25 protein-coding genes, 2 pseudogenes and 1 riboswitch are annotated in these 25,428 nt (G+C 71.0%); of the genes and pseudogenes, 16 read left to right on the plus strand and 11 right to left on the minus strand.

Annotation, left to right across the window (positions count from 1 at the left end):
• Window positions 1-56 precede the first annotated feature (56 nt).
• From OG622_RS40990 to OG622_RS41005, 4 genes and pseudogenes are all read left to right on the plus strand, one after another.
• Complete coding sequence (locus OG622_RS40990) at window positions 57-530, plus strand: bifunctional nuclease family protein (RefSeq protein WP_005475662.1); 474 nt, start codon at window positions 57-59, stop codon at window positions 528-530.
• Window positions 531-1,015: 485 nt separating this feature from the next.
• Window positions 1,016-1,543, plus strand: coding sequence for a MerR family transcriptional regulator (locus tag OG622_RS40995; protein WP_371584377.1), 528 nt, complete (start codon window positions 1,016-1,018; stop codon window positions 1,541-1,543).
• A gap of 141 nt (window positions 1,544-1,684) precedes the next feature.
• Window positions 1,685-2,643 (plus strand): annotated as a pseudogene (locus OG622_RS41000) (DNA polymerase IV); the annotation flags it as partial.
• Between the two features lie 153 nt (window positions 2,644-2,796).
• Window positions 2,797-2,982: pseudogene (locus OG622_RS41005) on the plus strand (DNA polymerase IV); the annotation flags it as partial.
• A gap of 468 nt (window positions 2,983-3,450) precedes the next feature.
• Here OG622_RS41005 and OG622_RS41010 read toward each other — a convergent pair.
• Complete coding sequence (locus OG622_RS41010; RefSeq protein WP_371581782.1) at window positions 3,451-3,819, minus strand: PRC-barrel domain-containing protein; 369 nt, start codon at window positions 3,817-3,819, stop codon at window positions 3,451-3,453.
• Between the two features lie 124 nt (window positions 3,820-3,943).
• Window positions 3,944-4,041: riboswitch (glycine riboswitch) on the plus strand.
• Between the two features lie 172 nt (window positions 4,042-4,213).
• Here OG622_RS41010 and gcvP point away from each other — a divergent pair.
• Window positions 4,214-7,099 (plus strand): aminomethyl-transferring glycine dehydrogenase, encoded by a 2,886-nt coding sequence (gene gcvP, locus OG622_RS41015; protein ID WP_371581784.1) that lies wholly within the window; start codon window positions 4,214-4,216, stop codon window positions 7,097-7,099.
• Window positions 7,100-7,214: 115 nt separating this feature from the next.
• Here gcvP and OG622_RS41020 read toward each other — a convergent pair whose 3' ends face one another.
• Both OG622_RS41020 and OG622_RS41025 read right to left on the minus strand, forming a co-directional pair.
• Complete coding sequence (locus OG622_RS41020; RefSeq protein WP_028796697.1) at window positions 7,215-7,415, minus strand: DUF5999 family protein; 201 nt, start codon at window positions 7,413-7,415, stop codon at window positions 7,215-7,217.
• A gap of 401 nt (window positions 7,416-7,816) precedes the next feature.
• Entirely contained in the window at window positions 7,817-8,401 is a 585-nt protein-coding gene (locus tag OG622_RS41025) for a hypothetical protein (RefSeq protein ID WP_371581785.1), read from the minus strand.
• 571 nt (window positions 8,402-8,972) lie between these two features.
• On the opposite strand from OG622_RS41025, the gene OG622_RS41030 reads away from it, so the two are divergent.
• Both OG622_RS41030 and OG622_RS41035 read left to right on the plus strand, forming a co-directional pair.
• Window positions 8,973-10,487 carry a glutamate--cysteine ligase gene (locus OG622_RS41030; RefSeq protein ID WP_371581786.1) on the plus strand — a complete coding sequence of 505 codons (1,515 nt, stop codon included), beginning with the start codon at window positions 8,973-8,975 and terminating at the stop codon, window positions 10,485-10,487.
• A 90-nt stretch (window positions 10,488-10,577) separates the two neighbouring features.
• Window positions 10,578-11,378 (plus strand): CPBP family intramembrane glutamic endopeptidase, encoded by an 801-nt coding sequence (locus tag OG622_RS41035; protein WP_371581788.1) that lies wholly within the window; start codon window positions 10,578-10,580, stop codon window positions 11,376-11,378.
• Between the two features lie 29 nt (window positions 11,379-11,407).
• Here the strand turns inward: OG622_RS41035 and OG622_RS41040 are convergent, their stop codons facing one another.
• From OG622_RS41040 to OG622_RS41050, 3 genes are all read right to left on the minus strand, one after another.
• The gene (locus OG622_RS41040; RefSeq protein WP_371581790.1) at window positions 11,408-12,244 is read right to left on the minus strand and encodes a PhzF family phenazine biosynthesis protein; all 837 of its coding nucleotides are present in this window, start codon (window positions 12,242-12,244) and stop codon (window positions 11,408-11,410) included.
• 140 nt (window positions 12,245-12,384) lie between these two features.
• Complete coding sequence (locus OG622_RS41045) at window positions 12,385-13,164, minus strand: SDR family NAD(P)-dependent oxidoreductase (RefSeq protein WP_371581792.1); 780 nt, start codon at window positions 13,162-13,164, stop codon at window positions 12,385-12,387.
• 44 nt (window positions 13,165-13,208) lie between these two features.
• The gene (locus tag OG622_RS41050) at window positions 13,209-13,901 is read right to left on the minus strand and encodes an HAD family hydrolase (protein ID WP_371581794.1); all 693 of its coding nucleotides are present in this window, start codon (window positions 13,899-13,901) and stop codon (window positions 13,209-13,211) included.
• Between the two features lie 109 nt (window positions 13,902-14,010).
• Here OG622_RS41050 and OG622_RS41055 point away from each other — a divergent pair, with 109 nt between their 5' ends.
• Window positions 14,011-14,649, plus strand: coding sequence for a PadR family transcriptional regulator (locus tag OG622_RS41055; protein ID WP_371581795.1), 639 nt, complete (start codon window positions 14,011-14,013; stop codon window positions 14,647-14,649).
• Window positions 14,650-14,778: 129 nt separating this feature from the next.
• Here OG622_RS41055 and OG622_RS41060 read toward each other — a convergent pair whose 3' ends face one another.
• Window positions 14,779-15,207: an SRPBCC family protein gene (locus OG622_RS41060; protein ID WP_371581797.1), complete on the minus strand. Its 429-nt coding sequence runs from the start codon at window positions 15,205-15,207 to the stop codon at window positions 14,779-14,781.
• 314 nt (window positions 15,208-15,521) lie between these two features.
• Here OG622_RS41060 and OG622_RS41065 point away from each other — a divergent pair, with 314 nt between their 5' ends.
• Together OG622_RS41065 and OG622_RS41070 are read left to right on the plus strand one after the other, a co-directional pair.
• Complete coding sequence (locus tag OG622_RS41065) at window positions 15,522-16,061, plus strand: Clp protease N-terminal domain-containing protein (protein WP_371581799.1); 540 nt, start codon at window positions 15,522-15,524, stop codon at window positions 16,059-16,061.
• Between the two features lie 94 nt (window positions 16,062-16,155).
• On the plus strand, window positions 16,156-17,163 hold the full coding sequence (locus OG622_RS41070; RefSeq protein ID WP_371581800.1) for a DMT family transporter: 1,008 nt from the start codon (window positions 16,156-16,158) through the stop codon (window positions 17,161-17,163).
• 129 nt (window positions 17,164-17,292) lie between these two features.
• Here the strand turns inward: OG622_RS41070 and OG622_RS41075 are convergent, their stop codons facing one another.
• Window positions 17,293-17,991, minus strand: coding sequence for a pyridoxamine 5'-phosphate oxidase family protein (locus OG622_RS41075; protein WP_371581801.1), 699 nt, complete (start codon window positions 17,989-17,991; stop codon window positions 17,293-17,295).
• 35 nt (window positions 17,992-18,026) lie between these two features.
• Here OG622_RS41075 and OG622_RS41080 point away from each other — a divergent pair, with 35 nt between their 5' ends.
• On the plus strand, window positions 18,027-19,358 hold the full coding sequence (locus OG622_RS41080) for an aminotransferase class I/II-fold pyridoxal phosphate-dependent enzyme (RefSeq protein ID WP_371581802.1): 1,332 nt from the start codon (window positions 18,027-18,029) through the stop codon (window positions 19,356-19,358).
• Between the two features lie 16 nt (window positions 19,359-19,374).
• Here the strand turns inward: OG622_RS41080 and OG622_RS41085 are convergent, their stop codons facing one another.
• Window positions 19,375-20,304, minus strand: coding sequence for a DMT family transporter (locus OG622_RS41085; protein ID WP_371581803.1), 930 nt, complete (start codon window positions 20,302-20,304; stop codon window positions 19,375-19,377).
• A 91-nt stretch (window positions 20,305-20,395) separates the two neighbouring features.
• On the opposite strand from OG622_RS41085, the gene OG622_RS41090 reads away from it, so the two are divergent.
• Window positions 20,396-21,301: a LysR family transcriptional regulator gene (locus OG622_RS41090; protein WP_371581805.1), complete on the plus strand. Its 906-nt coding sequence runs from the start codon at window positions 20,396-20,398 to the stop codon at window positions 21,299-21,301.
• A 75-nt stretch (window positions 21,302-21,376) separates the two neighbouring features.
• Here the strand turns inward: OG622_RS41090 and OG622_RS41095 are convergent, their stop codons facing one another.
• Window positions 21,377-21,838, minus strand: coding sequence for a pyridoxamine 5'-phosphate oxidase family protein (locus OG622_RS41095; RefSeq protein WP_371581806.1), 462 nt, complete (start codon window positions 21,836-21,838; stop codon window positions 21,377-21,379).
• Window positions 21,839-21,946: 108 nt separating this feature from the next.
• Between OG622_RS41095 and OG622_RS41100 the strand changes: the two genes are divergently transcribed.
• Window positions 21,947-22,609 (plus strand): cysteine hydrolase, encoded by a 663-nt coding sequence (locus tag OG622_RS41100; protein WP_371581807.1) that lies wholly within the window; start codon window positions 21,947-21,949, stop codon window positions 22,607-22,609.
• Here the strand turns inward: OG622_RS41100 and OG622_RS41105 are convergent.
• Window positions 22,596-23,108, minus strand: coding sequence for a Rieske (2Fe-2S) protein (locus tag OG622_RS41105; protein WP_371581808.1), 513 nt, complete (start codon window positions 23,106-23,108; stop codon window positions 22,596-22,598). The genes OG622_RS41100 and OG622_RS41105 overlap by 14 nt on opposite strands.
• A gap of 200 nt (window positions 23,109-23,308) precedes the next feature.
• On the opposite strand from OG622_RS41105, the gene OG622_RS41110 reads away from it, so the two are divergent.
• The 3 genes from OG622_RS41110 (at window position 23,309) to fabG (ending at window position 25,423) form a co-directional block, all read left to right on the plus strand.
• The gene (locus OG622_RS41110; protein WP_371581809.1) at window positions 23,309-24,064 is read left to right on the plus strand and encodes a HipA family kinase; all 756 of its coding nucleotides are present in this window, start codon (window positions 23,309-23,311) and stop codon (window positions 24,062-24,064) included.
• A complete protein-coding gene (locus OG622_RS41115; protein WP_371581811.1) occupies window positions 24,061-24,471 on the plus strand; it encodes a DUF3037 domain-containing protein in 411 nt (136 codons plus the stop codon). The genes OG622_RS41110 and OG622_RS41115 overlap by 4 nt, the downstream gene beginning before the upstream one ends.
• A gap of 190 nt (window positions 24,472-24,661) precedes the next feature.
• Window positions 24,662-25,423 carry a 3-oxoacyl-ACP reductase FabG gene (fabG, locus tag OG622_RS41120; RefSeq protein WP_371581813.1) on the plus strand — a complete coding sequence of 254 codons (762 nt, stop codon included), beginning with the start codon at window positions 24,662-24,664 and terminating at the stop codon, window positions 25,421-25,423.
• The last annotated feature ends 5 nt before the right edge of the window (window positions 25,424-25,428 follow it).

Below are 25,428 nucleotides of genomic sequence, written 5' to 3' on the forward strand. Positions count from 1 at the left end.
TCGGCCGATCCGAGCCCGACTACCCAAACATCCCGAGCACGGCCTAGGGTTGCTGTGTGAACGAGCTCGATGTCGTAGGTGTCCGGGTCGAAATGCCCTCCAACCAACCGATCGTGCTCCTGCGCGAAGTGGGAGGCGACCGTTACCTCCCCATCTGGATCGGGCCGGGGGAGGCGACGGCGATCGCTTTCGCCCAGCAGGGCATGGCCCCCGCACGACCGCTGACCCACGACCTGTTCAAGGACGTGCTGGAGGCCGTCGGCCAGGAGCTCACGGAAGTGCGCATCACCGACCTGCGTGAGGGCGTCTTCTACGCGGAGCTGGTGTTCGCCAGTGGCGTTGAGGTGAGTGCCCGGCCCTCCGACGCCATAGCGCTGGCGCTGCGTACCGGTACGCCGATCTTCGGCAGTGACGGGGTGCTCGACGACGCGGGCATCGCGATCCCGGACGAGCAGGAGGACGAGGTGGAGAAGTTCCGCGAGTTCCTCGACCAGATCTCGCCCGAGGACTTCGGAACGAACAGTCAGTGAGGCCGGGCAGTCGGTCGTGCGAGCTGACAGGCCTTGATACCGCCGGTCGTCATCGGTGGCAGCCGCGCCGGAGGGCGCCGCGAAGGGCGTGCTGAGACGCGTCCGGCGTGGCAGGTCGGAGATACCGGGTCGAGGGCGCCGGGGGCGCGGGCCCGGTCGGTGGGGTGTCCACCCTGGGCGGTACTGCCCAGGGGCAGTGCGTTGTCAGGCAGCTCGGCCGGAGCGCATTCGGCTAGCCTTTCCCCGTGAAAGGGCACGGGAAACCACTCTCAGGGTGATTATCACTCGGCGTGGCGAGTGCGGTGGTCGTTGACGCATCCCGGGTGGCTGCCTACCGTCGATGAGGCAGGTCAAGGACGGAGGTCGGCGTGAGAAGCAGCGGCGACGGTACGGCTGGAGGTGCCCCCGGACGCAGGCTGGGGGACGGCGGCCCGTACCAGCTTCACGGCAGCGCGGCCGGTCACGTCCCGCAGCGGCCCACGGCTGTGCAGGACAGCGCGGAGGCGGCTCCCGAGCCGCACGAAAGCGTCGGCTACCGCGGTCCCACCGCGTGCGCGGCCGCCGGCATCACCTATCGGCAGCTCGACTACTGGGCCCGCACCGGTCTCGTGGAGCCGAGCGTGCGGTCCGCCCAGGGCTCGGGTACGCAGCGCCTCTACAGCTTCCGGGACGTCGTCGTCCTGAAGATCGTGAAACGGTTCCTCGACACGGGAGTGTCGCTGCAGAACATCCGCACCGCCGTCCAGCACCTGCGGGAGCGGGGTTTCAGCGATCTGGAGCGGATGACGCTGATGAGCGATGGCGCGACGGTCTACGAGTGCACATCGCCCGACGAGGTCCACGCCCTGCTCCAGGGCGGCCAGGGGGTCTTCGGGATCGCCGTAGGGGTGGTCTGGCGTGACGTGGAAAGCGCTCTCTCGCAGTTGCACGGGGAGCGGGTCGACACGGGGGAGACGCTCGTGGGCCACAATCCGGCGGATGAGCTCGCGCGGCGGCGGAACCGGGCGGTCTGAGGGGCGTCGCGGCGTGCTCACCCCGCGGCGAGGCGGTTCGTGGCGTAGGTGTGGCCTGCGGAGCAGGTCGTAGGGGCATTGTCAGTGGCGTAGGGCAGCATCGGAGATGTGAGAACCGCGCCCACGATCCTGCATCTCGACATGGATGCCTTCTACGCCTCGGCGGAGCAGGCGTCCAAACCGAGTCTGCGTGGGAAAGCCGTTGTCGTGGGCGGGCTCGGACCGCGCGGGGTGGTCGCGACCGCCTCGTACGAAGCGCGGGTCTTCGGGGTGCACTCGGCGATGCCGACGGCGCAGGCACGTCGGCTCGTTCCGAACGCCGCGTATCTAACGCCGCGTTTCACGTTCTACCGGGCGATCAGCGACCAGGTCATGGGGCTGTTGCGTGATCTGTCGCCGCTGGTGGAGCCGTTGAGCCTGGATGAGGCGTTCGTGGATCTGGAGGCCGGGGACGCCGCCTGGGACGAGGCGTCGGCGCGGCTGGTGGGGGCGCGGCTGCGAGCGGACATACGGGCGGTGACCGCGCTCACGGGATCCGTCGGGCTCGCGGCCTCCAAGATGCTCGCGAAGATCGGTTCCGAGCAGGCCAAGCCGGACGGGCTGGTGTTGATCGAGCCCGGGACGGAGCGGGCGATGTTGGGGCCGATGTCCGTGCGGATTCTGCCGGGAGTGGGGCCGGCGACCGGGGACCATCTGCGGCGGGCCGGGATCACCACGGTCGAGGAGATCGTGGAGGCGGGGGAGGACGAGGTCGTACGGCTGTTGGGGAAGGCCCACGGGCACGGGCTGTACGCGATGGCGCTGGCGCGGGACGACCGGGCGGTGGTGGCCGAGCGGGACACGAAGTCGGTGTCGGTGGAGGACACGTATGACGTGGACATCCACGACCGGGTGCGGGTCCGGATGGAGGTGCAGCTGCTCGCGGACCGGTGTGTGCGGAGGTTGCGGGGGCCGGGCTGTCGGGGCGGACGATCGTGTTGAAGGTGCGGCGGTACGACTTTTCGACGTTGACCCGGTCCGAGACGTTGCGGGGGCCTACTGACGACCCCGCGGTGGTACGGGAAGCCGCGGCTCGGTTGCTGGAGGCCGTGGACACGACGGGTGGGGTGCGGTTGCTGGGGGTGGGGGTGAGCGGGCTCGCCGATTACACGCAGGAGGACCTGTTCGCGCAGGCGGCGGGGGAGCCGGAGCTTGCCGAGGAGGAGGCCGGGGCCGCCGCGGAGGTGCCTGTGGTGGAGGAGGGTGCGGGTGGGGAGCGGCAGTGGAGGGCCGGGCATGACGTGCGGCATGTCGAGTACGGGCATGGGTGGGTACAGGGGAGCGGGCTCGGGCGGGTGACTGTGCGCTTCGAGACGCCGCATGACGTGGGGCCAGGGCGGGTGCGGACCTTCAGAACCGACGATCCGGGGCTGGAGCCGGCGGAGCCGTTGCCGCTGGTGCCGGGTGCGGTGCCGGGCTGAGGCCGGCGGGGACCGCCGGTCCGCGTCGTTGTGGTGGAGCGCCGTTGCGGCGGGATCAAGGGGGCCGGCGTGAGGAACGGGGATGGTGGAGGGGCCGGGCGAGGCAGGGGGAAGCCAGGCCGGACGGGGAAACGTGGGTCGGGGAGAAAGACGGGGGGAGGGTGAAGCGAGGTGCGGGGGAGGCCGGAAGGGCGGGGCGCGAAGGTGCGGAGAAGTTGGGGAGGGTGGAGAGGGGTGCGGGGCGGCAGGAGGGGCGGGGGCGGAGTGAGCCGGGGACGGAAGGAAGGTAGGAAGGATCGTAGGGCCGAAGAAGGGCAGGTAGGAGACGTCAGGCAGGCGGAGTGCATGTAGTTAGGGGCTGCCGAGGTGGTTCCGGGTCGGCCCTGCTGGGCGGTTGAGGGCTTGCGGTGGGTGCCTCTGCGGCCAGGAAGGCCCCTGGGCCCTTTGTCAGGCGTCTTCCTGGCCCGTCACGTTTCCGAAGTTGTGGTTCATGGGTGGGGGCGGGGCTATGTCGAGGCCGTAGTGGTGGTAGAGCTGGAGTTCTTGTTCGGGGGAGAGGTGGCGGCCTACGCCGAAGTCGGGGGCGTCTTTGATGAGGGTGCGGTCGAAGGGGACGCGGAGTGTGCCTTCGATCAGTTCGCTGGGCTCCAGGGGGACGAAGGCGTCGCGGCCGAAGAAGCCCATGCGTATCGCGGCCCACTCGGGGGTGCCGGTGGCGTCGTCCAGATAGACCTCGTCCACGGTGCCGATCTTGCTGCCCTTGCGGTCGAACGCCTTGCGGCCGATCAGGTTGCGTGGGTCGATGTCGGTCTGCACGGGCCCTCCAGGTGGTCGCAGAGGGGGCGCGAATCATCCCTCCCCACTACGAAAAGGCACATCAGGGAAGGTGGCCACTCGAAGACTCGCGCGTCGGCCCCGCTGATACCCTGGCAGCGGCTGCTGACCCCGTGCGGGAGAGTCCTCCGGACACCATCCGGAAGGCGCCGAAGGAGCAAATCCTCCCCGGAATCTCTCAGGCACACGTACCGCACGGACGAGGTCACTCTGGAAAGCAGGGCGGGTGCCACGGCTCCCGCTCTCACCGACGGTGAAAGCCGGTTCGTACCTGGACCGGTGAAGCTCTCAGGTTGAGATGACAGAGGGGGAGGCCGTCGGGGCGCCCGTGCCGTGGTGCCCCTCGAAGGTCGTGTCTGACCAGGAGGCCTCCGCAATGACCGCCCACCGCATTCCACTCTCCGAGCTCGAACAGGGCATCCCCTTCGAGCGGCGCCACATCGGCCCGGACGTCGAGGCCCGGGCCAAGATGCTCGCGCACGTCGGGTACGGCTCGCTCGACGAGCTGACGGCGGCCGCGGTCCCGGACGTGATCAAGAACACCGAGGCGCTGGACCTTCCCGGCGCGCGTACCGAGGCCGAGGTGCTCGCCGAGCTGCGTTCGCTCGCGGACCGCAATCAGGTGCTCGGCTCGATGATCGGGCTCGGGTACTACGGGACGTTCACGCCGCCAGTGATTCTGCGGAATGTGATGGAGAACCCGGCCTGGTACACCGCCTACACGCCGTATCAGCCCGAGATCTCCCAGGGGCGGCTCGAGGCTCTTCTCAATTTCCAGACCATGGTGGCCGAGCTGACCGGTCTGCCCACCTCCGGGGCGTCCCTGCTCGACGAGGGCACCGCCGCCGCCGAGGCCATGGCGTTGTCCCGGCGTATGGGCAAGAACAAGAAGGGGCTCTTCCTCGTCGACGCGGACGTGCTGCCGCAGACGATCGCCGTGATCGAGACCCGCGCCGAGCCGGCCGGCGTCGAGGTCGTCGTCGCCGACCTCGGTGCGGGAATCCCGGCCGACATCGCCGGGCGGGAGATCAACGGGGTGCTGCTGCAGTACCCGGGTGCCTCCGGTGTCGTACGGGATCTGAAGCCGGTCATCGAGCAGGCGCACGCGCTCGGCGCGCTCGTCACCGTCGCCGCCGATCTGCTGGCGCTGACGCTTCTCTCCCCGCCCGGTGAGCTGGGTGCGGACATCGCGGTCGGGACGACTCAGCGGTTCGGTGTGCCGATGGCCTTCGGCGGGCCGCACGCGGGTTACATGGCCGTGCGGGAGAAGTTCGCGCGCAGCCTGCCCGGACGTCTCGTCGGGGTCTCCGTGGACGCGGACGGGCACAAGGCGTACCGGCTCGCCCTGCAGACGCGGGAGCAGCACATCCGCCGGGAGAAGGCGACCAGCAACATCTGCACGGCGCAGGTACTGCTCGCCGTGATGGCCGGTATGTACGCCGTGTACCACGGGCCGGAGGGGCTGCGGACCATCGCCCGCCGTACCCACCGGTACGCCACCGTGCTCGCCGCGGGGCTCGCGGCCGGTGGGATCGAGGTCGTGCACGGCGCGTACTTCGACACGCTCACCGTGCGGGTGCCGGGGCGGGCCGGTGAGGTCGTGGCAGCCGCTCGGGAACATGGCGTGAACCTGCACCTCGTGGACGCCGACCTGGTGTCGATCTCCTGCGACGAGACCACGACGCGGGCGCAGCTGGGTGCCGTATGGACCGCGTTCGGGGTGGAGGGGGACGTCGAGGCCCTCGATGCCGCTGCCGCGGACACGCTGCCTCAGGTGCTGCTGCGGTCGGACGACTACCTCACGCACCCGGTGTTCCACGACCACCGCTCCGAGACCGCGATGTTGCGCTATCTGCGCCGGCTCGCCGACCGGGACTACGCGCTGGACCGGGGCATGATCCCGCTGGGTTCCTGCACGATGAAGCTCAACGCGACCACCGAGATGGAGCCGGTGACATGGCCCGAGTTCGGGCAGGTGCACCCGTTCGCGCCCGCCGCGCAGGCGCAGGGGTATCTCACGCTCATCCGTGAGCTGGAGGAGTGGCTGGCGGAGGCCACCGGGTACGACAAGGTGTCGCTGCAGCCGAACGCGGGCTCGCAGGGTGAGCTGGCCGGACTGCTCGCCGTACGCGGGTACCACCGGGCGGGCGGCGACGAGCAGCGGACCGTGTGCCTCATCCCGTCCTCCGCGCACGGCACCAACGCGGCGAGCGCCGTCATGGCCGGCATGAAGGTCGTCGTCGTGAAGACCGCCGACGACGGCGAGATCGACGTCGACGACCTGCGGGCGAAGATCGAGCAGTACCGCGACGAGCTGTCCGTGCTGATGATCACGTATCCGTCGACGCACGGGGTGTTCGAGGAGCACGTGGCCGACATCTGCGCGCAGGTGCACGACGCGGGCGGCCAGGTGTACGTCGACGGCGCCAACCTCAACGCGCTGGTGGGTCTCGCCAAGCCGGGGCACTTCGGTGGCGACGTCTCACACCTGAACCTGCACAAGACGTTCTGCATCCCGCACGGCGGCGGTGGGCCGGGTGTCGGTCCGGTGGCGGTGCGCGAGCACCTCGCGCCGTACCTGCCGAACCACCCGCTGCAGCCCGCGGCCGGTCCGGAGACGGGTGTGGGGCCGGTCTCGGCGGCGCCGTGGGGCTCGGCGGGCATTCTGCCGATCTCGTGGGCGTACGTCCGGCTCATGGGCGGTGAAGGGCTGAAGCGGGCCACGCAGGTGGCGGTGCTCAGCGCCAACTACGTCGCCAAGCGGCTGGAGCCGCACTACCCGGTGCTGTACACCGGTCCGGACGGGCTCGTGGCACACGAGTGCATCATCGACCTGCGGCCGCTGGCCAAGTCGACCGGGGTGAGCGTCGACGACATCGCCAAGCGGCTCATCGACTACGGCTTCCACGCGCCGACGATGTCGTTCCCGGTGGCCGGGACGCTGATGATCGAGCCGACCGAGTCGGAGGACCTCGCTGAGCTGGACCGGTTCTGCGAGGCGATGATCGCGATCCGCGCGGAGATCGAGAAGGTCGGCTCGGGCGAGTGGCCCGCGGACGACAACCCGCTGCGGAACGCGCCGCACACCGCGGGCGCGCTCGGCGGGGAGTGGAAGCACGCCTACACGCGCGAGGAGGCGGTCTTCCCTGCCGGGGTCTCGCGCGCCGACAAGTACTGGCCGCCGGTGCGCCGGATCGACCAGGCCTTCGGTGACCGGAACCTGGTCTGTTCCTGCCCGCCGCTGGACGCTTACGAAGCGTAGTCGGGCGCGGATACGCGTCGGGGCCGGTTCGGAGAGTGCTTCTCCGGCCGGCCCCTCTTCTGTCGGGCGGGCGTCCTGTGCGAGGACGCTCGCCCTGCGCGCACGTGAGTGCGGCTCAGGCGGCTGTCATCACTGTGCCCATCGGGCGGTGCGGCGCGATGATCTGGCCGTCCGGCAGGAGCTCACCGGTGTCCTCGAAGAGCAGAACGCCGTTGCAGAGCAGGCTCCATCCCTGCTCCGGGTGGTGCGCCACGAGTCGGGCACCCTCCCGGTCGGCGGATTCGGCAGTCGGGCACAGTGGCTGGTGCTGGCACATGGTTGTTGGGATCTTTCGGTTTGTCGTGTGGTCTGAGATGGCTGTTTTGTCTGTCCCGCGGCTTGATGCCCCGTTCATGGCCGCCCCCCGTTGTGATAAATCGGTCCGGTCCCAGTGTTGCCCCATGGACGCCAATCCGCAGGCATTTCGCAGCACGACTTCTTCACAGGTTGATGACGCAACGCCGGTCCGGATGGTTCATCTTCGTCGCACTGTCCCTTCGGGTGGTTCGCCATGGTCGGATGGGGCTAGTCCGGCGGCGGGGAAGACCTGCGAATGGCTCGTACGAGCGTATTGGCGCCCGAAAGAGCGGGGATTTCCGGTCGGGGAAACAAGTGCCCCGCTGCCGGGAAATCGGCAGCGGGGCACTAGCGGTACGAATGACGGGGCGGGCCGGGTTTTCAGGCGGGTGATCCCAGTAGCGGGGCGGGTGTCAGTCGGGTGGTCAGCACCGGGAGGAGATCGGCGACCCGGTGTGGTCGGTGGGCCGCTATGCCGGGCGGTGCGGGTGCCAGCGGGACCAGCAGGTCGGTCGGTGCCGGGTGGCCGGTGGCGCCGTCGGCGGTGGGGTCGGCGTGCAGCCAGAGCATGAGCATGTAGAGCTCGGGCACCGACAGCAGGCGTGGCTGGTAGGGCTGCTGCATGACCTCGGCCTGGCGCAGGGCGCGCTCGGTGGAGGTGATGTACGGGCCCTCGAAGAAGTGCGAGAACGCCCAGCCGTCCGGGGTCAGCCGGGTTTCGGCGGCGGCCACGGCGCGGTCGCCGCAGCGGATCAGGAACCGCCATCCGGTGAGCCGGGCGGTGCCCGTGCCGTCCGGGGAGATCCGGTCGAGTACGTGGACGGGCAGCGGGAGTTCGGGTGTGGCGGGGCCCTGGGCCTTCTTCAGGGAGGGGGTTCGCGCCTCGTGGACGGCGGTGGGAGAACCGAGTGCCGTGAGGACGGTGCGCAGGGCGGGCGCGGGAGCCGGGGGAACATGCAGCGGCATGGTGGGTCGCCTCTCAATTCGACAGGCACGGTGGCGCGAGGGCGGGGGCGGACGGCGCTGTCAGCTCTCGGGGATCGGAGAGACGGATGCCCGGGGTCCGGTGCGTGGGTAGGGTCCGCCGTGCGTGGCCTGACGGCAGGACCGAGGACCGCGAGGGCCGACTCTCAGCCTCGTTTGCGGAGTTTATACGACACGTGTTCACACGATGTTTCGGCTAGCCGTTCCGAATATGAAGGGCAAGGCGGTATCCGGTCGCCGGAGCATAGGTATCGCCCCCGATTTTCTGTGGGGGTGCGTCGGTGACCTCGGATTACCGTCGCGCAGCGGACGGCCGGTTCTCGTCGGCACTTTTCACGAAAGCCCCCCGGACAGAAAGCGCGTGCTCATTCATGCCCGCTGAATGTGCCAGAAGCACGCGGAGTGAATAAGGTCGGAGGTGACCGCGTTCAGTCTAGCGTGTGCAGGTCGTACGTGGGACGTTATCAGCGGCTCTGTCTGGGCATCATCAACCGTGGACCCGGGACAGCAGTGGCCGAGTCGTCGGCCTGCCCATCCGAGGAGGGACACTTCGATGGGGGAAAAGGTCGTGGCGGGGCCGTTCGGCCTCTCCGATCGCCAGCAGTACCGTGACAAGCTCCGGCAGTGCCTGACGGGGCTGGCGCGGCTGCTGGAGGAGAAGCGGTTCGACCGCCCCAGGAACCTCATGGGTGTGGAGATCGAGCTGAATCTCGTCGACGGTGAAGGTCTGCCGAGAATGATGAATGCGCAAGTACTTGAACGGATTGCGAGCCGAGATTTCCAAACAGAACTCGCCATGTTCAATCTGGAAGTCAACATAGCTCCACATCGGCTGGACGGTCGGGTATTCGACCAGCTTTCCGAGGAGCTGCGCACCTCCCTCGCGTACGCGGACCGCAAAGCGATCGAGGTGGGCGCGGGCATCGTGATGATCGGCATCCTGCCCACGCTGGGCCGTGATGACCTGGTCTCCTCGAATCTCTCCGAGGGCGACCGCTACACCCTGCTGAACGACCAGATCGTCGCCGCCCGCGGCGAGGACTTCACCCTGGACATCGACGGGGTGGAGCGGCTCGTCTGCACCTCGAAGTCCATCGCGCCGGAAGCCGCCTGCACCTCCGTGCAGTTGCATCTCCAGGTCACCCCGGGCCGGTTCGCCGACGTGTGGAACGCCGCCCAGGCGGTCGCCGCCGCGCAGGTCGCCATCGGCGCCAACTCGCCGTTCCTGTTCGGGCACGAGCTGTGGCGGGAGTCGCGGCCGCCGCTGTTCCAGCAGTCCACCGACACCCGGCCGCCCGAACTCCAGGCCCAGGGGGTGCGGCCCCGCACCTGGTTCGGGGAGCGGTGGATCTCCTCGGCGTACGACCTCTTCGAGGAGAACCTGCGTTTCTTCCCGGCCCTGCTGCCCATCTGCGACGACGAGGATCCGATCGGCGTCCTCGACGCGGGCGGCATTCCCTCACTCGCCGAACTCACCCTGCACAACGGCACGATCTACCGCTGGAACCGTCCCGTCTACGGCATCGCCGAGGGGGTCCCGCATCTGCGCGTCGAGAACCGGGTGCTGCCCGCCGGGCCGACCATCACGGACGTGATCGCCAACGCGGCCTTCTACTACGGGGTCGTACGCGCTCTCGCCGAGGAGTCGCGGCCCGTCTGGACGCGGCTGCCGTTCGAGGCGGCCGCCGCCAACTTCGACGAGGCGTGCCGGCACGGCATCGACGCGCGGTTGCAGTGGCCGCGCGGGCGCTACGGCGGCATGGGGCCGGTGGACGCGGTGAACCTGGTACGGGACGAGCTGTTGCCGCTCGCCGAGGTGGGGCTGGACGCGTGGGGCGTCGAGCCGGTCGACCGGGACTTCTACCTCGGCGTGATCGAAGAGCGCTGTCGGCGACGGGTCAACGGGGCGTCCTGGCAGGTGGAAACGTTCCATCAGGCTCTGGCGAAGGGCCTCGGCCGGGACGCGGCGCTGGCCGCCACCACGCGGCGGTACTGCGAGCTGATGCACTCCGGGGAGCCGGTCCACAGCTGGCCGGTCGGGCTGCCGGAGCCGGTGCCGCTGGGCTGAGGGGCCGCCTGTGAGGGTAGCCGCCGGAATGTTCCGGACCGCCGCGGGTGATGATGGACCCTCGGCGGGGCCGGACAGCTGGAGGCGTGGGTGCAGGGGCAGGCGGAGTCGGTGGAGGGTGCGGTGCCGCGGGAGCGGCCCGGCCGACGGATTCTGAGGGACGAGACACTGCTCGTGCTCGGGCTCTCGCTCGGCGCCAGCGGGGTGTCCGCGCTGATCAGCTTCGTCGGATCGGTCACCAAGCCGGGCGGGCTGAAGGACCAGGCGGCCACCATGAACGCCTCGGCCGCGCCCGGCCGACCGTGGCTCGACCTCGCGTGGCAGCTCTTCGGGATCACGGCCGCCCTGGTGCCCGTCGCCCTGGTCGCACACTTCCTGCTGCGCGAGGGCGCGGGGCTGCGCACCCTCGGGTTCGACCGTACGAAGCCGTGGTTCGACCTCGGCCGGGGCGCGGCGATCGCCGCGGTGATCGGCAGCACGGGCATTGCTTTCTATCTGGCGGCCCGCGGCCTCGGCTTCAACCTCACGGTGGTCCCGGAGGCGCTGCCCGAGGTGTGGTGGAAGTACCCCGTGCTCATCCTCTCCGCGATCCAGAACGCGGTTCTCGAAGAGGTCATCGTGGTCGCGTATCTGCTGCGCCGGCTTCAGCAGCTGGGCTGGTCACCGGGGAGCGCGCTGGCCGCCAGCTCGGTGCTGCGCGGGTCGTACCACCTCTACCAGGGCATCGGCGGCTTCATCGGCAACATGGTGATGGGCGTGGTGTTCGTCTACCTGTACCGGCGGTGGGGGCGAGTGGGCCCGCTCGTGGTGGCCCACTCGCTGCTCGACATCGGGGCGTTCGTGGGGTACGCGCTGCTGGCGGGGAAGGTGGGCTGGCTGCCCACCCCGTGAGAGACGGCCGTACGGGCAGGGCCGCGCCGTCAGGGCATGACGTCGGGGTCGTGGGGCCGGGCGAGGAGTTCGCCGTCGATGACCGTGACCGCGCGGCCGGAGAGCAGGGTGCGGTCGCCGCGGAGTTCGGTGCGGACGAGGCCGGAGCGGGGGGAGGCCTGGAGGCCGGTGAGGTGCGGGCTGCCCAGGCGTTCGGACCAGTAGGGGGCGAGGGCTGTGTGGGCGCTGCCCGTGACCGGGTCCTCGTCGATGCCGAGGTTGGGGAAGAAGCAGCGTGAGACGTAGTCGTGGCCGGCGGCGGGGTCCGCGGCTCGGGCGGTGGCGATGATGCCGCGCTCGGAGTAGCGGCCGAGGACCCGGACATCGGGGGCGAGGCCCAGGACCGTCTTCTCGTCGGCGAGCTCGATCAGCAGGTCGCCGACGTTCGGGCCGGTGTCGACGGCGCCCAGCGGCTCGGCGCCCAGGGCCTCGGCGATGCCGTCAGGGACGGAGACCGGAGTCAGGGGCGCGGTCGGGAAGTCGAGGGTGAGGGAGCCGTCCGGCTGGGGCGTGGCGATGAGGACACCGCTGCGCGTCGCGAACCGCACCGGGCCCTTGTGGTTGTTCGTGCTGCTCAGGATGTGTGCGGTGGCCAGTGTGGCGTGGCCGCACATCGCCACTTCGGCGACCGGCGTGAACCAGCGCAGCGCCCAGTCGGCCTCGCCGCCCTCGGGGAGGGGGTGGGCGAACGCGGTCTCGGCGTGGTTGACCTCTTTGGCCACGTTCTGCAGCCAGGCGTCGTCCGGGAAGGCGTCGAGGAGGAGGACTCCGGCGGGGTTGCCGGAGAAGGGGCGGTCGGTGAAGGCGTCGACGATACGAATGCGCATGGGACGACGCTAGGCGGTCGGTGAAGCGGCGGGCCAAGGCCAATTCCGGGACGGTGGACCGGCTTTTGGGGGCCGTTCGGGCGCCGCTCGTGGGCGGAGGGTGTTGGTCGGCCCCGGGACGGCAGCCGGGCGGCGGCGGGCTAGTGCACGGAGAAGCCGCCGTCGACGAAGATCGACTGTCCGGTGATGTAGCCGGCGGAGCGGCCTGCCAGGAACACCGCGGCCCCGGCGAAGTCGTCGGCCAGGCCGTTGCGTCCGACCATGGTGCGCGCGGCGAGGGCGGCCACCTTCTCCGGGTCGGACGACAGCCGCGTGTTGAGCGGGGTCATGACGAAGCCGGGGACCAGGGTGTTGCAGGTGACGCCGTGCGGCGACCACTCCTCGGCCTGCGAGCGGGCCAGCGACTCCAGCGCGCCCTTGGAGACGCCGTACGCGCCGCTTCGGACGAACGCCCGGTGCGCCTGCTGGGAGGTGAGGTGGATGATGCGTCCGTAGCCCCGCTCGGCCATGCCGGGGCCGAAGCGCCGGCCCAGCAGGAAGGGCGCGTCCAGGTTCACGGCCATAGTGGTGTCCCACACGTCCTCGCCCAGCTCGCTCATCGGCGGACGCAGGTTGATGCCGGCGCTGTTGACGAGGATGTCGGGCTCGCCGAACGCCTCGGCAGCCTGCTCGGCCGCCGCGCGGACGCCGGCTCGGGTGCCCAGGTCGCCGCTCACCCAGGCCGCCCGGCAGCCGTCCGCCGTCAGTTCGTCGACCGTGGCCGTCAGCTCCGTCTCCCTGCGCGCGACGATCACCACGCTCGCCCCCGCCCGTGCGAGAGCCGTGGTGATGGCCTTGCCGATGCCGGAGCTGCCGCCCGTCACCACGGCGACCCGGCCGTCCAGCGAGAACAGTTCGGAGAGGTAGCTGTCGGAGATCATTTCCGCACCCTAGAGGGTGCGGCGACGGCGGCGGTGCGTGGGGATCACCGGATTTCCGTCCCGGCCGTGCCGCCCGGCTGAACCGCTCGGTTCGTGGCGCTCATGACGTGGTCGATCGCGAGAGTGATGTCGGCTGCGATGTGGGTGGGCCGGTAGGAGGCCTCATGCCAGGCGCGGCCGTTCGCCACCCACACGCTGCGCAGGCCGAGTGCGTCGGCGCCCGCGATATCGGCCGGCGGTGAGTCGCCGACGACCCAGGCGCCGGGCAGGGGGAGGGCGACGGTGGCGGCCGCGGCGTGGAAGATCCCCGGTTCCGGTTTCGCGCTGCCGACGGCTTCGGAGACGACCCAGCCCTGGACGAGCCGGTCGAGCCCGGTGTTGCGGATCTTCGCCTCCTGCTGGACGGTCCGGCCGTTGGTGACGATCACGCAGGTCCAGCCGCCGGTCCGCGCCCTGTCCAGCGCCTCGCGGGTGGTGGGCGCGAGGACCACGCGGTCGGCGGCGCCGGTGTCGAGCAGGGCGCGGACGGCGGAGTGCGGTACGGCGCTTCCGTAGCGGTGGATCAGGGCTGCGGAGACCTCGTGGCGAGGGGTGCGGCCGCCCGCGTCGACGGTCGTCACCCATGCCAGGTCGGTGTCGGGCAGGCCTTGCGCGGAGAGGAAGGCGGCCGTGGCGTCGCGGAAGGCTGCGTCGCGGTCGATGAGGGTGTTGTCCAGGTCGAGCAGCAACAAGGGCATGCGCGGCAGTAGACCACGAGGGTGTTCCGAGTCGGGGGTTGCCAGACGACAGGTCCCGATATATCGTTGAGGCATCGCGACAGATCAACGATGGAATGGAGTGATTGCGATGCGTTCCCGTGGGCAGGACTTCGGATTCGAGCGTGGACATGGAGGCCGTGGCGGGGAGCACCCCCACGGCCGAGGTGGCGCCGAGGGGCTGCGCGCCGCCTTCGGGCCCTTCGGGCCGGGCCAGGGTGGTCCCGGGCCGTTCGGGCCTTTCGGTGGGGGCCCCTGGGGTGGGCGCGGCCGAGGCGGACCCAGGGGAAGGGCGCGGCGGGGCGACGTACGCGCGTCGATCCTGGCCCTCCTCAAGGACAGGCCCATGCACGGCTACGAGATGATCCAGGAGATCGCCGAGCGCAGTGGCGGGGCATGGAAGCCCAGCCCCGGCTCGGTGTACCCCACCCTCCAGTTGCTGGAGGACGAGGGGCTGATCGCCAGCGCGTCCGAGGGCGGCAAGAAGCTGTTCTCGCTCACCGAGGCCGGTCGCACCGCGGCCGACGAGGGGCCCGAGGCTCCCTGGGAAGAGGCCTCGCGCGGGGTCGACTGGGAGGCGCTGAGCGAGATCCGGCAGGCCGGCTTCGGTCTGATGGAGGCGTTCGGCCAGGTCTGGAAGACCGGCGACAAGGACCAGCGCGACAAGGCGCTGACGGTGATCAACGAAGCCCGCAAGAAGCTGTACCTGATCCTCGCCGACGAGGGCTGACGGCAGTGCGTGGGTGACACGAGCGTGACGCGTGTGTGCGTGACACGTGCGTGAGAGCGCCCCGCGGAGATTTCCGCGGGGCGCTCCGGTGTGTGCGGGGAGCGCGCGGGGTGTGGGCCCGGCGCGGGGTCAGGCCACGAGGCCGCCCAGCTTGCGCAGGGACTCGTCGAGCGCGGCCGTGGCCGAGTCCCTGAGCCTGCCCGCCATCAGGGAGACGGCGGCGCCGGTGAACCGGCCGTCGATACGGACCGTGGTGGCGTCGCCGTCGGGGGTGAGGGTGTAGCGGGTGACGAGGTCCACGGCCATGGGGCCCTTGCCCCGGATGGCCAGGGTGCGGGCGGGTTCCAGTTCGGCGATGGTCCACTCGACCTCCGCCGGGAAGCCCATGAGCTTCAGGTTCTCCTGGAAGGTGCCGCCCACCGCGAAGGTCTCCGGGCCGCCCTTGGGGAAGCCGGTGTGGGTCGTGTTCCACTCGCCGTACGCGGACCAGTCGACGAGCCGGGCCCAGACCTGCTCGGCGGGTGCCTCGATGCGTGCCTCCGCGCTGACATCGGCCATGCGACAACCCCTTCGTCTCGGACGCTGGTGTCGCGGAACGTAGCCCCGACGCCCGGAACATTCAATACTGATGAACCGTCAGGAACCGGCCTCGGGGTCGGCCGGCCCGCTCGCCGTGCGGTCGGGGGCGAGCGCCGGTGTGATGCGGTTGCGTGCGAGGCGCGGGGCAAGGAGGCGCGCGCCCCTTATGCCGGACGGCCGGATCTCATCCGTAGGGAGGAGGAGCGGCCCCTCCCTACGCAACCTGTGTCGGACACGAAGATGCTTCCTTTCGCGGATGACCCGGGGGCGGTGCGACTGATGGGGTGGAGGGCGTGCTATCCCGTATCCCCCGGCAGTCGGCCGTAGACCATGGTCCGGACCACGTGGAGATCGAAGGCAGGCTCACTGACGAGCTGGCCTCGGTGGTCGCCGGTGCGCGCAGACGGGCGCTCCGCGACGGGGACCGCCAGATCGACACCGCCCATCTGCTGCACTCGCTCGTGGAGTCCGACCCCGAGGTCCGTGCCGTCTTCGACGGCCCGCAGGTCGCCCGGCTGCTCGGCTATCTGGTGCAGCGCAGCATCGGTTACGGGCTGCGCTGGCAGATCGGTGTCGAGGACGCCGGTGCCGTCCCCGGGGTGCCGGGCATGCCCGGCTGGTCGCCCGTGGCGGCTCGGGTGATGACGCAGGCGGACGACCGTGCCGTGCGGCGGGGTGAGCGGTCGGCCCAAGGTGTCGATCTGCTGGCGGTGCTCGTCGCGGCCACCGGATCGCGGGCCGTGGAGGTGCTGGGCAAGGTGGGTGTCGACGGGGGAGTGGTGGCGCGGCGGATCCCGGGGACGGGTGAGGGCCGGGTCGGGGGCGGGTGGTGACCGGGGGCGGGGGCGTTGAGGCGCGACTGTCCGCGGTCCAGCCGGTGAGACAGGTGTCATCGAGGGTGACGCTCCTGTCGCCGGCTGTCATCATGTGCCGGTGCATACGTCTCAGGGGAGTCAGGGGCAACGCGGGCGCGGTGCCGGGCTGGTGCTCGCGCTCGGGTCCGCGGTCGCCTTCGGTGGATCGGGCACCGCGGCCAAGCCGCTCATCGAGGCGGGACTCGACCCGCTGCATGTGGTGTGGCTGCGGGTCGTGGGGGCCGCTCTGGTGATGCTGCCGCTGGCCGTGCGGCACCGGGATCTGGTGCGTCGGCGGCCCGCGCTGCTCGTCGGGTTCGGGCTGTTCGCCGTGGCCGGTGTGCAGGCCTTCTACTTCGCCTCGATCTCCCGCATACCGGTCGGTGTCGCCCTCCTCGTGGAGTACCTCGGACCGGCCATCGTCCTCGGCTGGGTGCGGTTCGTGCAGCGGCGGCCGGTGACGCGGGCCGCGGCGGCCGGGGTCGTCCTCGCGGTCGGTGGCCTGGCCTGCGTCGTGGAGATCTGGTCGGGGCTGAGCTTCGACCCGCTCGGGCTGCTGTTCGCGCTCGGGGCCGCCTGCTGTCAGGCCGGGTACTTCGTGCTGTCCGACCAGGGGAGCGACGCGGGGGCGGAGGCGCCGGATCCGCTCGGGGTCATCGCCTACGGGTTGCTGGTGGGCGCGGTGGTGCTCACGGTGGTGGCCCGGCCGTGGGGGATGGACTGGGCGGTGCTCGGGGGCGCCGCGCGGATGGACGGTACGGCTGTTCCGGCCTGGCTGCTGCTCGGGTGGGTGGTGCTGATCGCCACGGTGCTCGCGTACGTCACCGGGGTGGTGGCTGTGCGGCGGTTGTCGCCGCAGGTGGCGGGGGTCGTGGGGTGTCTGGAGGCGGTGGTCGCGACCGTGCTCGCGTGGGTGCTGTTGGGTGAGCATCTGTCGGCGCCGCAGATCGTGGGCGGGGTGGTGGTGCTGGCCGGGGCGTTCGTCGCCCAGCGCTCCGCGCCGGGGAAGGGTTCGCCGCGGCCGGTGGCGTCCGGTGGGGAAGGTGTTGAACCTGAGCTGTCGGTGGGGCGTGGTCGATGACGCCTTCGGGAGTCGGTGGGGCGTGGCCGACGACGCCGTGAGGGCTTCGCGGTCTGCGGACCGCGGGTCGTGTGTGGTTGCCCGCGCGGTTCCCCGCGCCTCTTATCAGGGGCGCGGGGAAGCCGGGAGTCACAGGGTCTTGAGGTAGTCCGGCAGTTCGGTGGCGGGGGCCAGGTCGGGGTCCGGGATGGGGGTGTCGTAGCCCTTGCGGAGGGGGACGACGCCGGCCCAGTGGTGCAGGGCGAGGTCCTCGGGCTCGTCGTTGACGCCGCCGGTGCGGATCTTGGCGGAGACCTCGTGCAGGTCGAGGCGGATCACGGCGGTGGCCGCGAACTCCTTGGCGTTGGCCGGCCGGGAGTCCTCCGAGCGGCCCGGCACGACGTGGTCGACGAGGGCGTCCAGGGCGACCCGCCGCTCCTGCGGGTCGGTGACCTCGTGGGCGGTGCCGTGCACCACGACCGACCGGTAGTTGATCGAGTGGTGGAAGGCGGAGCGGGCCAGGATCAGCGCGTCCACGTGTGTCACCGTCAGGCACACCGCCAGGCCCGGGTCCGCCCGGCCCGTCATCCGCAGCGGGCGCGAGCCGGTCGAACCGTGCACGTAGAGCGTCTCGCCGACCCGGCCGTACAACGTGGGCAGCACCACCGGGGCGCCGTCGCGGACGAAGCCGAGATGGCAGACGTACCCCTGGTCGAGTATCGAGTGCACCAGTTCCCTGTCGTACGAGGCCTTCTGTGCGCCCCGGGCGGGGACGGTGCGGTCGGTGGGGGTGTAGGCGGCGGGTGGCGTCGCCGGCTGCGGTGTCGTCGACTGCTCGGTCCCCGTCATTGCGTTCCCCATTGCACTAGTGCATAATCTGCTTTGTGCTAGGAGAATACAGGGTCACCGGGCGGCGCGCAGCGGAGATTGCGGCGAGCGTCGAGCGGGCGGTGGGCGCGGGTGAACTGGAACCCGGGCAACTGCTGCCTCCCATGCGGGAGTTGGCGGAGCGGCTGGGGGTGAATCCGAATACCGTCGCGGCCGCCTATCGCACACTGCGCGAGCGCGGGGTCATCGAGACCGCCGGGCGCCGGGGGAGCCGCGTGCGGCCCCGGCCGGCGACCACGGGGCGCGAATACATCCGGGTCGAGGTGCCGGAGGGGGTGCGCGACCTCGCCGACGGCAATCCCGACACGACGTTGCTGCCGCGCCTCGCGGAGGTGTTCGCGGCGGCCGCCGAGCAGGGTGACCGTGAGCCGGTGCTTTACGGATCGGGGGCCGTGGAGCCCGAGTTGGCGCGGATCGCGCGGGCCGATCTGGACGCCGACGGAGTGCCGGACGGGCCGGTCACCGTCACCTCCGGGTCGCTGGACGCCGTCGAACGGGTTCTGGCCGCCCACCTCAAACCCGGGGACGCCGTCGCCGTCGAGGACCCCGGCTGGGGCAGCGTGCTCGACCTCGTCCCGGCGCTCGGGCTGCGGATCGTCCCGGTCGGCGTCGACGACGAAGGGCCGCTCGCCGACGACGTACGAAAGGCGCTGGAGGCCGGGGCGCGGGCCCTGATCGTCACCGACCGGGCGCAGAACCCGACCGGCGCGGCCGTGAGCGCCGCACGCGCGGGCGCCCTGCGGTCCGTGCTGGAAAAGCATCCCGAGACCGTGCTCATCGAGGACGACCACGGCTACCGGATCGTCGCCCAGCCCTTGCACCCGCTGGCCGGGACCACCCGCACCTGGGCCTTCGTGCGGTCGGTCGCCAAGGCGTACGGCCCCGACCTGCGGCTCGCGGTGCTCACCGGGGACGCCGTCACCGTCGACCGGGTGCGAGGACGGCAGCGGCTGGGGCCCGGCTGGGTGAGCCGGCTGGTGCAGCGGGCCGTCCTGCGGCTGTGGTCCGGCGGTGCGGTGGACGCCGCGGCCGTGGCGGCGGCGTACGGGTGGCGGCGGGACGCGCTGATCGGCGCCCTCGCGCGGCGCGGGGTCGAGGCACACGGGGTCAGTGGGATGAACGTGTGGATCCGGGTCCCGGACGAGACCGGCGCGGTCGCCCGGCTGCTGCACGCCGGCTGGGCCGTCGCGCCCGGCGCCCGCTTCCGGAAGAGCGCTCCGCAGGGGATCCGGATCACGGTCTCCACCCTCACCGAGGAGGAGATCGGGAGGGTGGCGGACGCGGTGGCCTCGGCGGTCGGGCCGGGGGCCGGCGGAGGGTACGTGTGATGTCACCCGCGCCGGCTCAGGTGCGCGGCCCCGCCTGCGTCAGGGCCGCTCCCGCCAGGATGATCGCCGCGCCCACCGGGGTCGACCAGGCCAGGGACTCGCCGAGGAGCGCGACGCCGGCCGCCGTGGCGATCACCGGGATGAAGTAGGTGACCATCTGGGCGGTCGTCGGGCCGACCTCGGAGACGAGGCCGTACTGGACGAGCATGGCCACACCCGTGCCGAGAGCGCCCAGCGCGACGACCGCCAGCAGGGGCAGGACCGGGAAGCTGCCCGGCAGGGTCGTGAACAGCGGGGTGACGAAAGCCAGTTGGACGGTGGCCAGCAGGAGTTGGGCGCCGGTGAGGGAGAGGTGCGACACGGTGGTGCCGGCCAAGGTGCGACGGACGTAGATCCAGCCGATCGGATAGCTGAGGGAGGCCAGCAGGGCCATCGTGGTGCCCCTCGCGTCCAGGCCGCTGAAGCCCTGCCAGGCGCCGAGCACGGTGAGCACGCCGAGGAAACCGAGGCCGAGACCGGCGACCCGCACCCGCGTCGGGCGGTCCTCCGAGAGCGCGACCAGGGAGAGGGCCATGCCCCACAAGGGTGAGGTCGCGTTGCAGATGCCCGCCAGCGTCGACGGGATGGTCAGCTCCGCATGGGCGAAGAGGGAGAACGGCAGTGCGTTGAGGAGAAAGGCCGCCACCGTGAGGTGGCCCCAGACACGAGCGCCCCGCGGCAGCCGCTCACGCTTCACCGCCATCGCCGCCGCGAGGACCAGCGTCCCGAACAGCAGCCGCCCGAAGGTGACCTGGAAGGGCGCGTAGGCCTGAGTGCCCACCTTGATCAGGAGGAAGCTGAAGCCCCAGACGAGGGACAGGAAGGCGAAACGCAGGCGCCAGTCGATGGTGGCGCGCCTGCGTTCGGGGGTGGCGGCGGCAGCTCGGGTGGTCGTGGCGGTGGTCATGCCGACAACGATGGCGCCCCTCGATCTTGTAGCACAAGCGAGAATTGATGAGCTGATTCTCGTAGAATCGCTTACATGTAGCATCGCTTATATGTTGAACCTGGAGCGCCTGCGGACCCTCGACGCCCTCGCCCGGCACGGCTCGGTCAGCGGGGCGGCCGAGGGGCTGCATGTGACGACCTCCGCCGTGTCGCAGCAGATGGCCAAACTGGAGCGGGAGGTCGGGCAGCGGCTCCTCGCCAAGAACGGGCGGGGCGTGCGCCTCACCGACGCGGGGCGGCTGCTCGCCGACCACGCCGCGCGCATCCTGTCGCAGGTCGAGCTGGCGCAGTCGGACCTGGAGGCGCAGCGGGGTCAGGTCGTCGGTGAACTGCGGCTGGCCGCGTTCCCCACGGCCGTCCGAGGACTGTTTCCCGCCGTCTTCAGCGCCCTGCGGGACGACCATCCGGCGCTGCGCGTGCGCTCACGGGAGCTGGAACCCGAACTCGCGATCAACGCGGTGATCCGGGGCGACGTCGACCTGGCCGTCGTCCTCGACTGGTACAACAAGCCGCTGCCCGTGCCCGAGGGGCTCGCCCGGGCCGCGATCCTCGACGACCCGGTGGACGTGGCGCTGCCCGAGGACCACCCGCTCGCCGGGCGGGACGAGATCGACCTGCGGGAGCTGGCGGAGGAGCCGTGGGTCGCCTGGCCCGAGGGCGAGTTCTGCCACGAATGGCTGCTCTACACGCTGCGCGCCAATGGCATCGAGCCCCAGATCGCCCACCGGGCCGGTGAGCACCACACCCAACTCGCGCTGGTCGCGGCCGGGTTGGGCGTCTGTATCGCGCCCCGGCTCGGCCGCGACCCGATGCCGGCCGGGATGCGGACCGTGCCGGTGCGCCCCCGGGTCCACCGCAGCGTCTACGCGGTGTGGCGCGCGGACGCCGACCGGAGGCCGTCGATCAGGGCGGCCGTCGAGGCACTGCGGGCGGGGGCCGCGTGCGGGGCGGGCTGAGTCACGGCTGCTCCCACGCTCGCGGATCGGCCGAGCCCACGGTCGTCCCGGCTCGCGGAACACGCTGAGCCACACCTACCCCAGCTTGCGGAAGTCCCAGGACGCGATCGCGTCCGGTGTCAGCCGCAGCCAGGCGTGCCTGCCGTCGTGGGGCATCTCGTCGATGCCGAAGTTCTTGCGGGCGAAGAGCCGCTCCACGTCGACGAGTTCGGGAACCGGCTCGCCCGTGCGCGGGGCCTCGCCGACGAACTCGACGGTGCCGGACAGCTCGACGCCGCGCAGATCGCCGTACTCCTCGCCCGCGTCGACCACGACGGCGACGCGCGGATCGCGGCGCAGCGCGGACCAGCGTCTGCTGCGGGTGATCGAGTAGAGCCAGAGCGAGGTGCCGTCCCAGACGAACCAGAGCGGGCTGATGTGCGGGGTCCCGTCGGCCGAGACCGTCGCGACCCGGCAGGTCCGCTGCGCACTGAGGAACTCGTCCAGTGCGGCCGGCTCCATCATGATCTTCCGGCCCCGGCGCTGCGTGACGGTCATGTCGATCCCCTCCGCTGACGTGGCGTCAGAAGAGCATCGGCCGTCTTCCGTCCATGTGCAAGGGGCGTTACGCTCGCCCGCCCGATCGTCGGCGACAAGGGGAACGTCATGCCGTCGTACGCGAGTGAGTCGAAGAGACAGCGGGAGCTGGTCGGGCTTCTCGATCCCGCCACCACCGTCCTGCTCACCGTCGAGTGCCAGCGGGGTGTCGTCGGACCGGACGGCGCACTGCCCGAACTGGCCCGCGAGGCCCGGTCGTCGGGGGTGCTCGACAATGTGGCCCGGCTGGTCACCGCGGCCCACGGGAGTGGGGTGCAGGTCATGCACGCCGTCGCCGAGCGACGGCCCGACGGGCGGGGTGCCAACCACAACGCCCGCCTGTTCCGCGCGGTGGAACAGCTGCCCGTACGGCAGTTGACGGGCACCGCGGCCGTACGGATCGCGCCGCCCATCGAGGTCGCCGAGGAGGATCTGATCGTACGGCGGCTGCACGGGCTGTCACCGCTGGCGGGCACCGACGTGGACGCGCTGCTGCGCAATCTGGGGTGCCGCACCCTGATCGTCACCGGTGTCTCGGCCAACGTGGCCGTGCCGAACGCCGTGTTCGACGCCGTGAACCTCGGCTACGCCGTCGTCGTGCCCGGGGACGCCATCGCGGGGGTGCCTGCCGACTACACCCCCGCGATGATCCGCCACACCCTCGCGCTGGTCGCCACGGTCGCGACCACGGACGAGGTGCTGGCGTGCCTGACGAAGGTCAGGCCAGCGTGATCGACTCATCCGAGACGCTGACTTCCTTGGCAGGCAGCGGCTTCGTGGCCGGGCCGCTCTTCACGCTGCCGTCGGTGATCGAGAAGTTGCTGTTGTGACAGGGGCAGTTGATCACGCCGTCGGAGATCGACTTCACCGCACACCCCTGGTGGGTGCACACGGAGGAGAACGCCTTGTAGGTGCCCGCCTCCGGCTGGGTGATGACGACGCCCTCGCTCTCGAAGATCTTGCCGCCGCCCTCGGGGATGTCCGAGGTCTTGGCGATCTCCTTACCGCCCGCGCTGTCGCCGCCGCTCGCGCTGCCACTGCCGGCCTCGGCGGTCGAGTCGCTGCTCGCGTCGCCGCCGGCCCCGGCACCGGACGAGGTTGAGGTCGAGGTCGAGGAGTCGTCCTCCGACCCGCACGCGGTCAGCGCGACGGCGAGTCCCGCCATGCCGGCCGCAGCCATGACGGTGCGACGGCCCGGAATCGAAGCGGGTTTGATCGTTTCGCTGGTCATGCTGACGGTTCCTCCCAGATGGCTTTGCACTTTCGCCCATGAATACGGCGGGCCCGTGCTTGAACGTTCAGACAGGGTGCACATCTTGACCTGTCCGGGATCACGGCAGCGTCAAAAGCAGCTGTCTTAAAGCTGTCGGTCTGCGGCCACGGCGGACGGGTCGCCTCCGGGGGCGTCCGGCCCGCCGGTAACCTGGGGCGATGCTCAAGGAAGTCAGCGTGACCCGGTACATCGCGCCGTTGCGGGAAGGCGGTTCGTTGCCGGGGCTCGTCGAGGCCGACGACCGCGGAACGTACGTCCTGAAGTTCACCGGAGCAGGTCAGGGCCGCAAGACGCTCGTCGCCGAGGTCGTCTGCGGTGAGCTGGCCCGGCGGCTCGGACTGCGAGTGCCCGGCCTCGTCACCGTCGGCCTCGACCCCGTCCTGGGGCTCGGCGAGCCCGACGAGCAGGTGCAGGAGCTGATCAAGTCCAGCGGCGGCACCAATTTGGGCATGGACTTCCTGACCCGCGCCATCGGCTTCGACCCGCTCGCCTTCGAGGTGAGCCCCGAGGAGGCCGGGCGGATCGTCTGGTTCGACGCGCTGATCAACAACGTCGACCGCTCCTGGCGCAACCCGAACCTGCTGATGTGGCACGGCGAGCTGTGGCTCATCGACCACGGCGCCACCATGATCTGGCACCACCACTGGCCTGGCGCCCGCACCTCCGCCGCCAAGCCCTACAACGCCGCCGACCACGCCCTGGCACGCTTCGGCCCCGATGTCGCCGCGGCCGCCGCCGACCTCGCGCCCCTGGTCACCGAGGAACTGCTCGCCGAGGTGACCGCCGAGATCCCCGATGTCTGGCTGGCCGACGAGCCGGGCTTCGAGACGCCGGACGCGCTGCGACGGGCGTACGCGGAGCCGCTGCTCGGCCGTTCCGCCGACATTCACGAACGCATCGAGGGGATCACGTGAGCGACCGCTTCCTGGGGACCGGAGCGAGTGGGCAGGACGTCTACGAGTACGCGCTGCTGCGGGTCGTGCCCCGGATGGAGCGCGGTGAGTGTTTCAACGCGGGTGTCCTCGTGTACAGCCGCTCCCGCGCCCTCGTGGCGGCCCGGACGCATCTAGACGAGGCCAAGCTGCTCGCCCTCGACCCCGGGGCGGACGTGGGGGGCGTACGCGCCGCGCTGCGTGCCGTGGAGGGCGTGTGCGCCGGGGGAGAGGCGGCCGGGCAGGCCGCCCGGGACGACGCCGGACGGCGGTTCCGGTGGCTTGTCGCGCCGCGTTCCACGGTCGTCCAGGCGGGACCCGTGCACACTGGGCTCACCGCGGATCCGGCGGCGGAGGCCGAACGGCTGCTCGCTCTGCTGGTGAAGTGACGGCCCGGTGTGTGACGGCCTGGTGTATGGCGGCCCCCGGTCGGGGGACGACGTAAGGGATCACACCTGGTGGAACGTTGACACCGGGTGCCAGGACTTCTAGCGTCACGTGTGCTGAAGGTACTAAGCGGTCGCTCACCCAGCGGGGGGCGCCGTAGGAGCCGCATCCCAAAGGCGAGGAGAACCAGCAATGTCCACCACTGAGCAGCGTGTCGCCGTGGTCACCGGTGGCGCGCGCGGCATCGGTGCCGCGACCGCCGTACGACTGGCCGCCGAGGGCCGTGCCGTCGCGGTGATCGACCTCGACGAGGCCGCGTGCAAGGACACCGTGGAGAAGATCACCGCCGCCGGCGGCAGGGCGCTCGCGGTCGGCTGCGACGTCTCCGACGAGGCCCAGGTCGAGGCGGCCGTCACCCGGATCGCCGAGGAGCTGGGCGCCCCGACGATCCTGGTGAACAACGCGGGCGTGCTCCGCGACAACCTGCTGTTCAAGATGGGCGTGTCCGACTGGGACACGGTCATGAACGTGCACCTGCGCGGCGCCTTCCTGATGGCCAAGGCCGTCCAGAAGTACATGGTGGAGGCCAAGTTCGGCCGGATCGTCAACCTGTCCTCGTCGTCCGCGCTCGGCAACCGGGGCCAGGCCAACTACTCCGCCGCCAAGGCCGGTCTGCAGGGCTTCACCAAGACCCTCGCCATCGAGCTCGGCAAGTTCGGCGTCACCGCCAACGCCGTCGCGCCCGGTTTCATCGTCACGGACATGACCGCCGCCACCGCCGCGCGCGTGGGCATGGGCTTCGAGGAGTTCCAGGCCGCGGCCGCCACCCAGATCCCCGTGCAGCGCGTGGGCCGGCCCGAGGACATCGCCGGCGCCATCGCCTACTTCACGGGCGAGGACGCCGGATTCGTCTCCGGCCAGGTGCTGTACGTCGCCGGCGGACCGCTCAACTAGGGGAT

Origin of the sequence: Streptomyces sp. NBC_01314 (assembly GCF_041435215.1) — a bacterium.
In the GTDB taxonomy this organism is placed as follows: Bacteria; Actinomycetota; Actinomycetes; order Streptomycetales; family Streptomycetaceae; genus Streptomyces.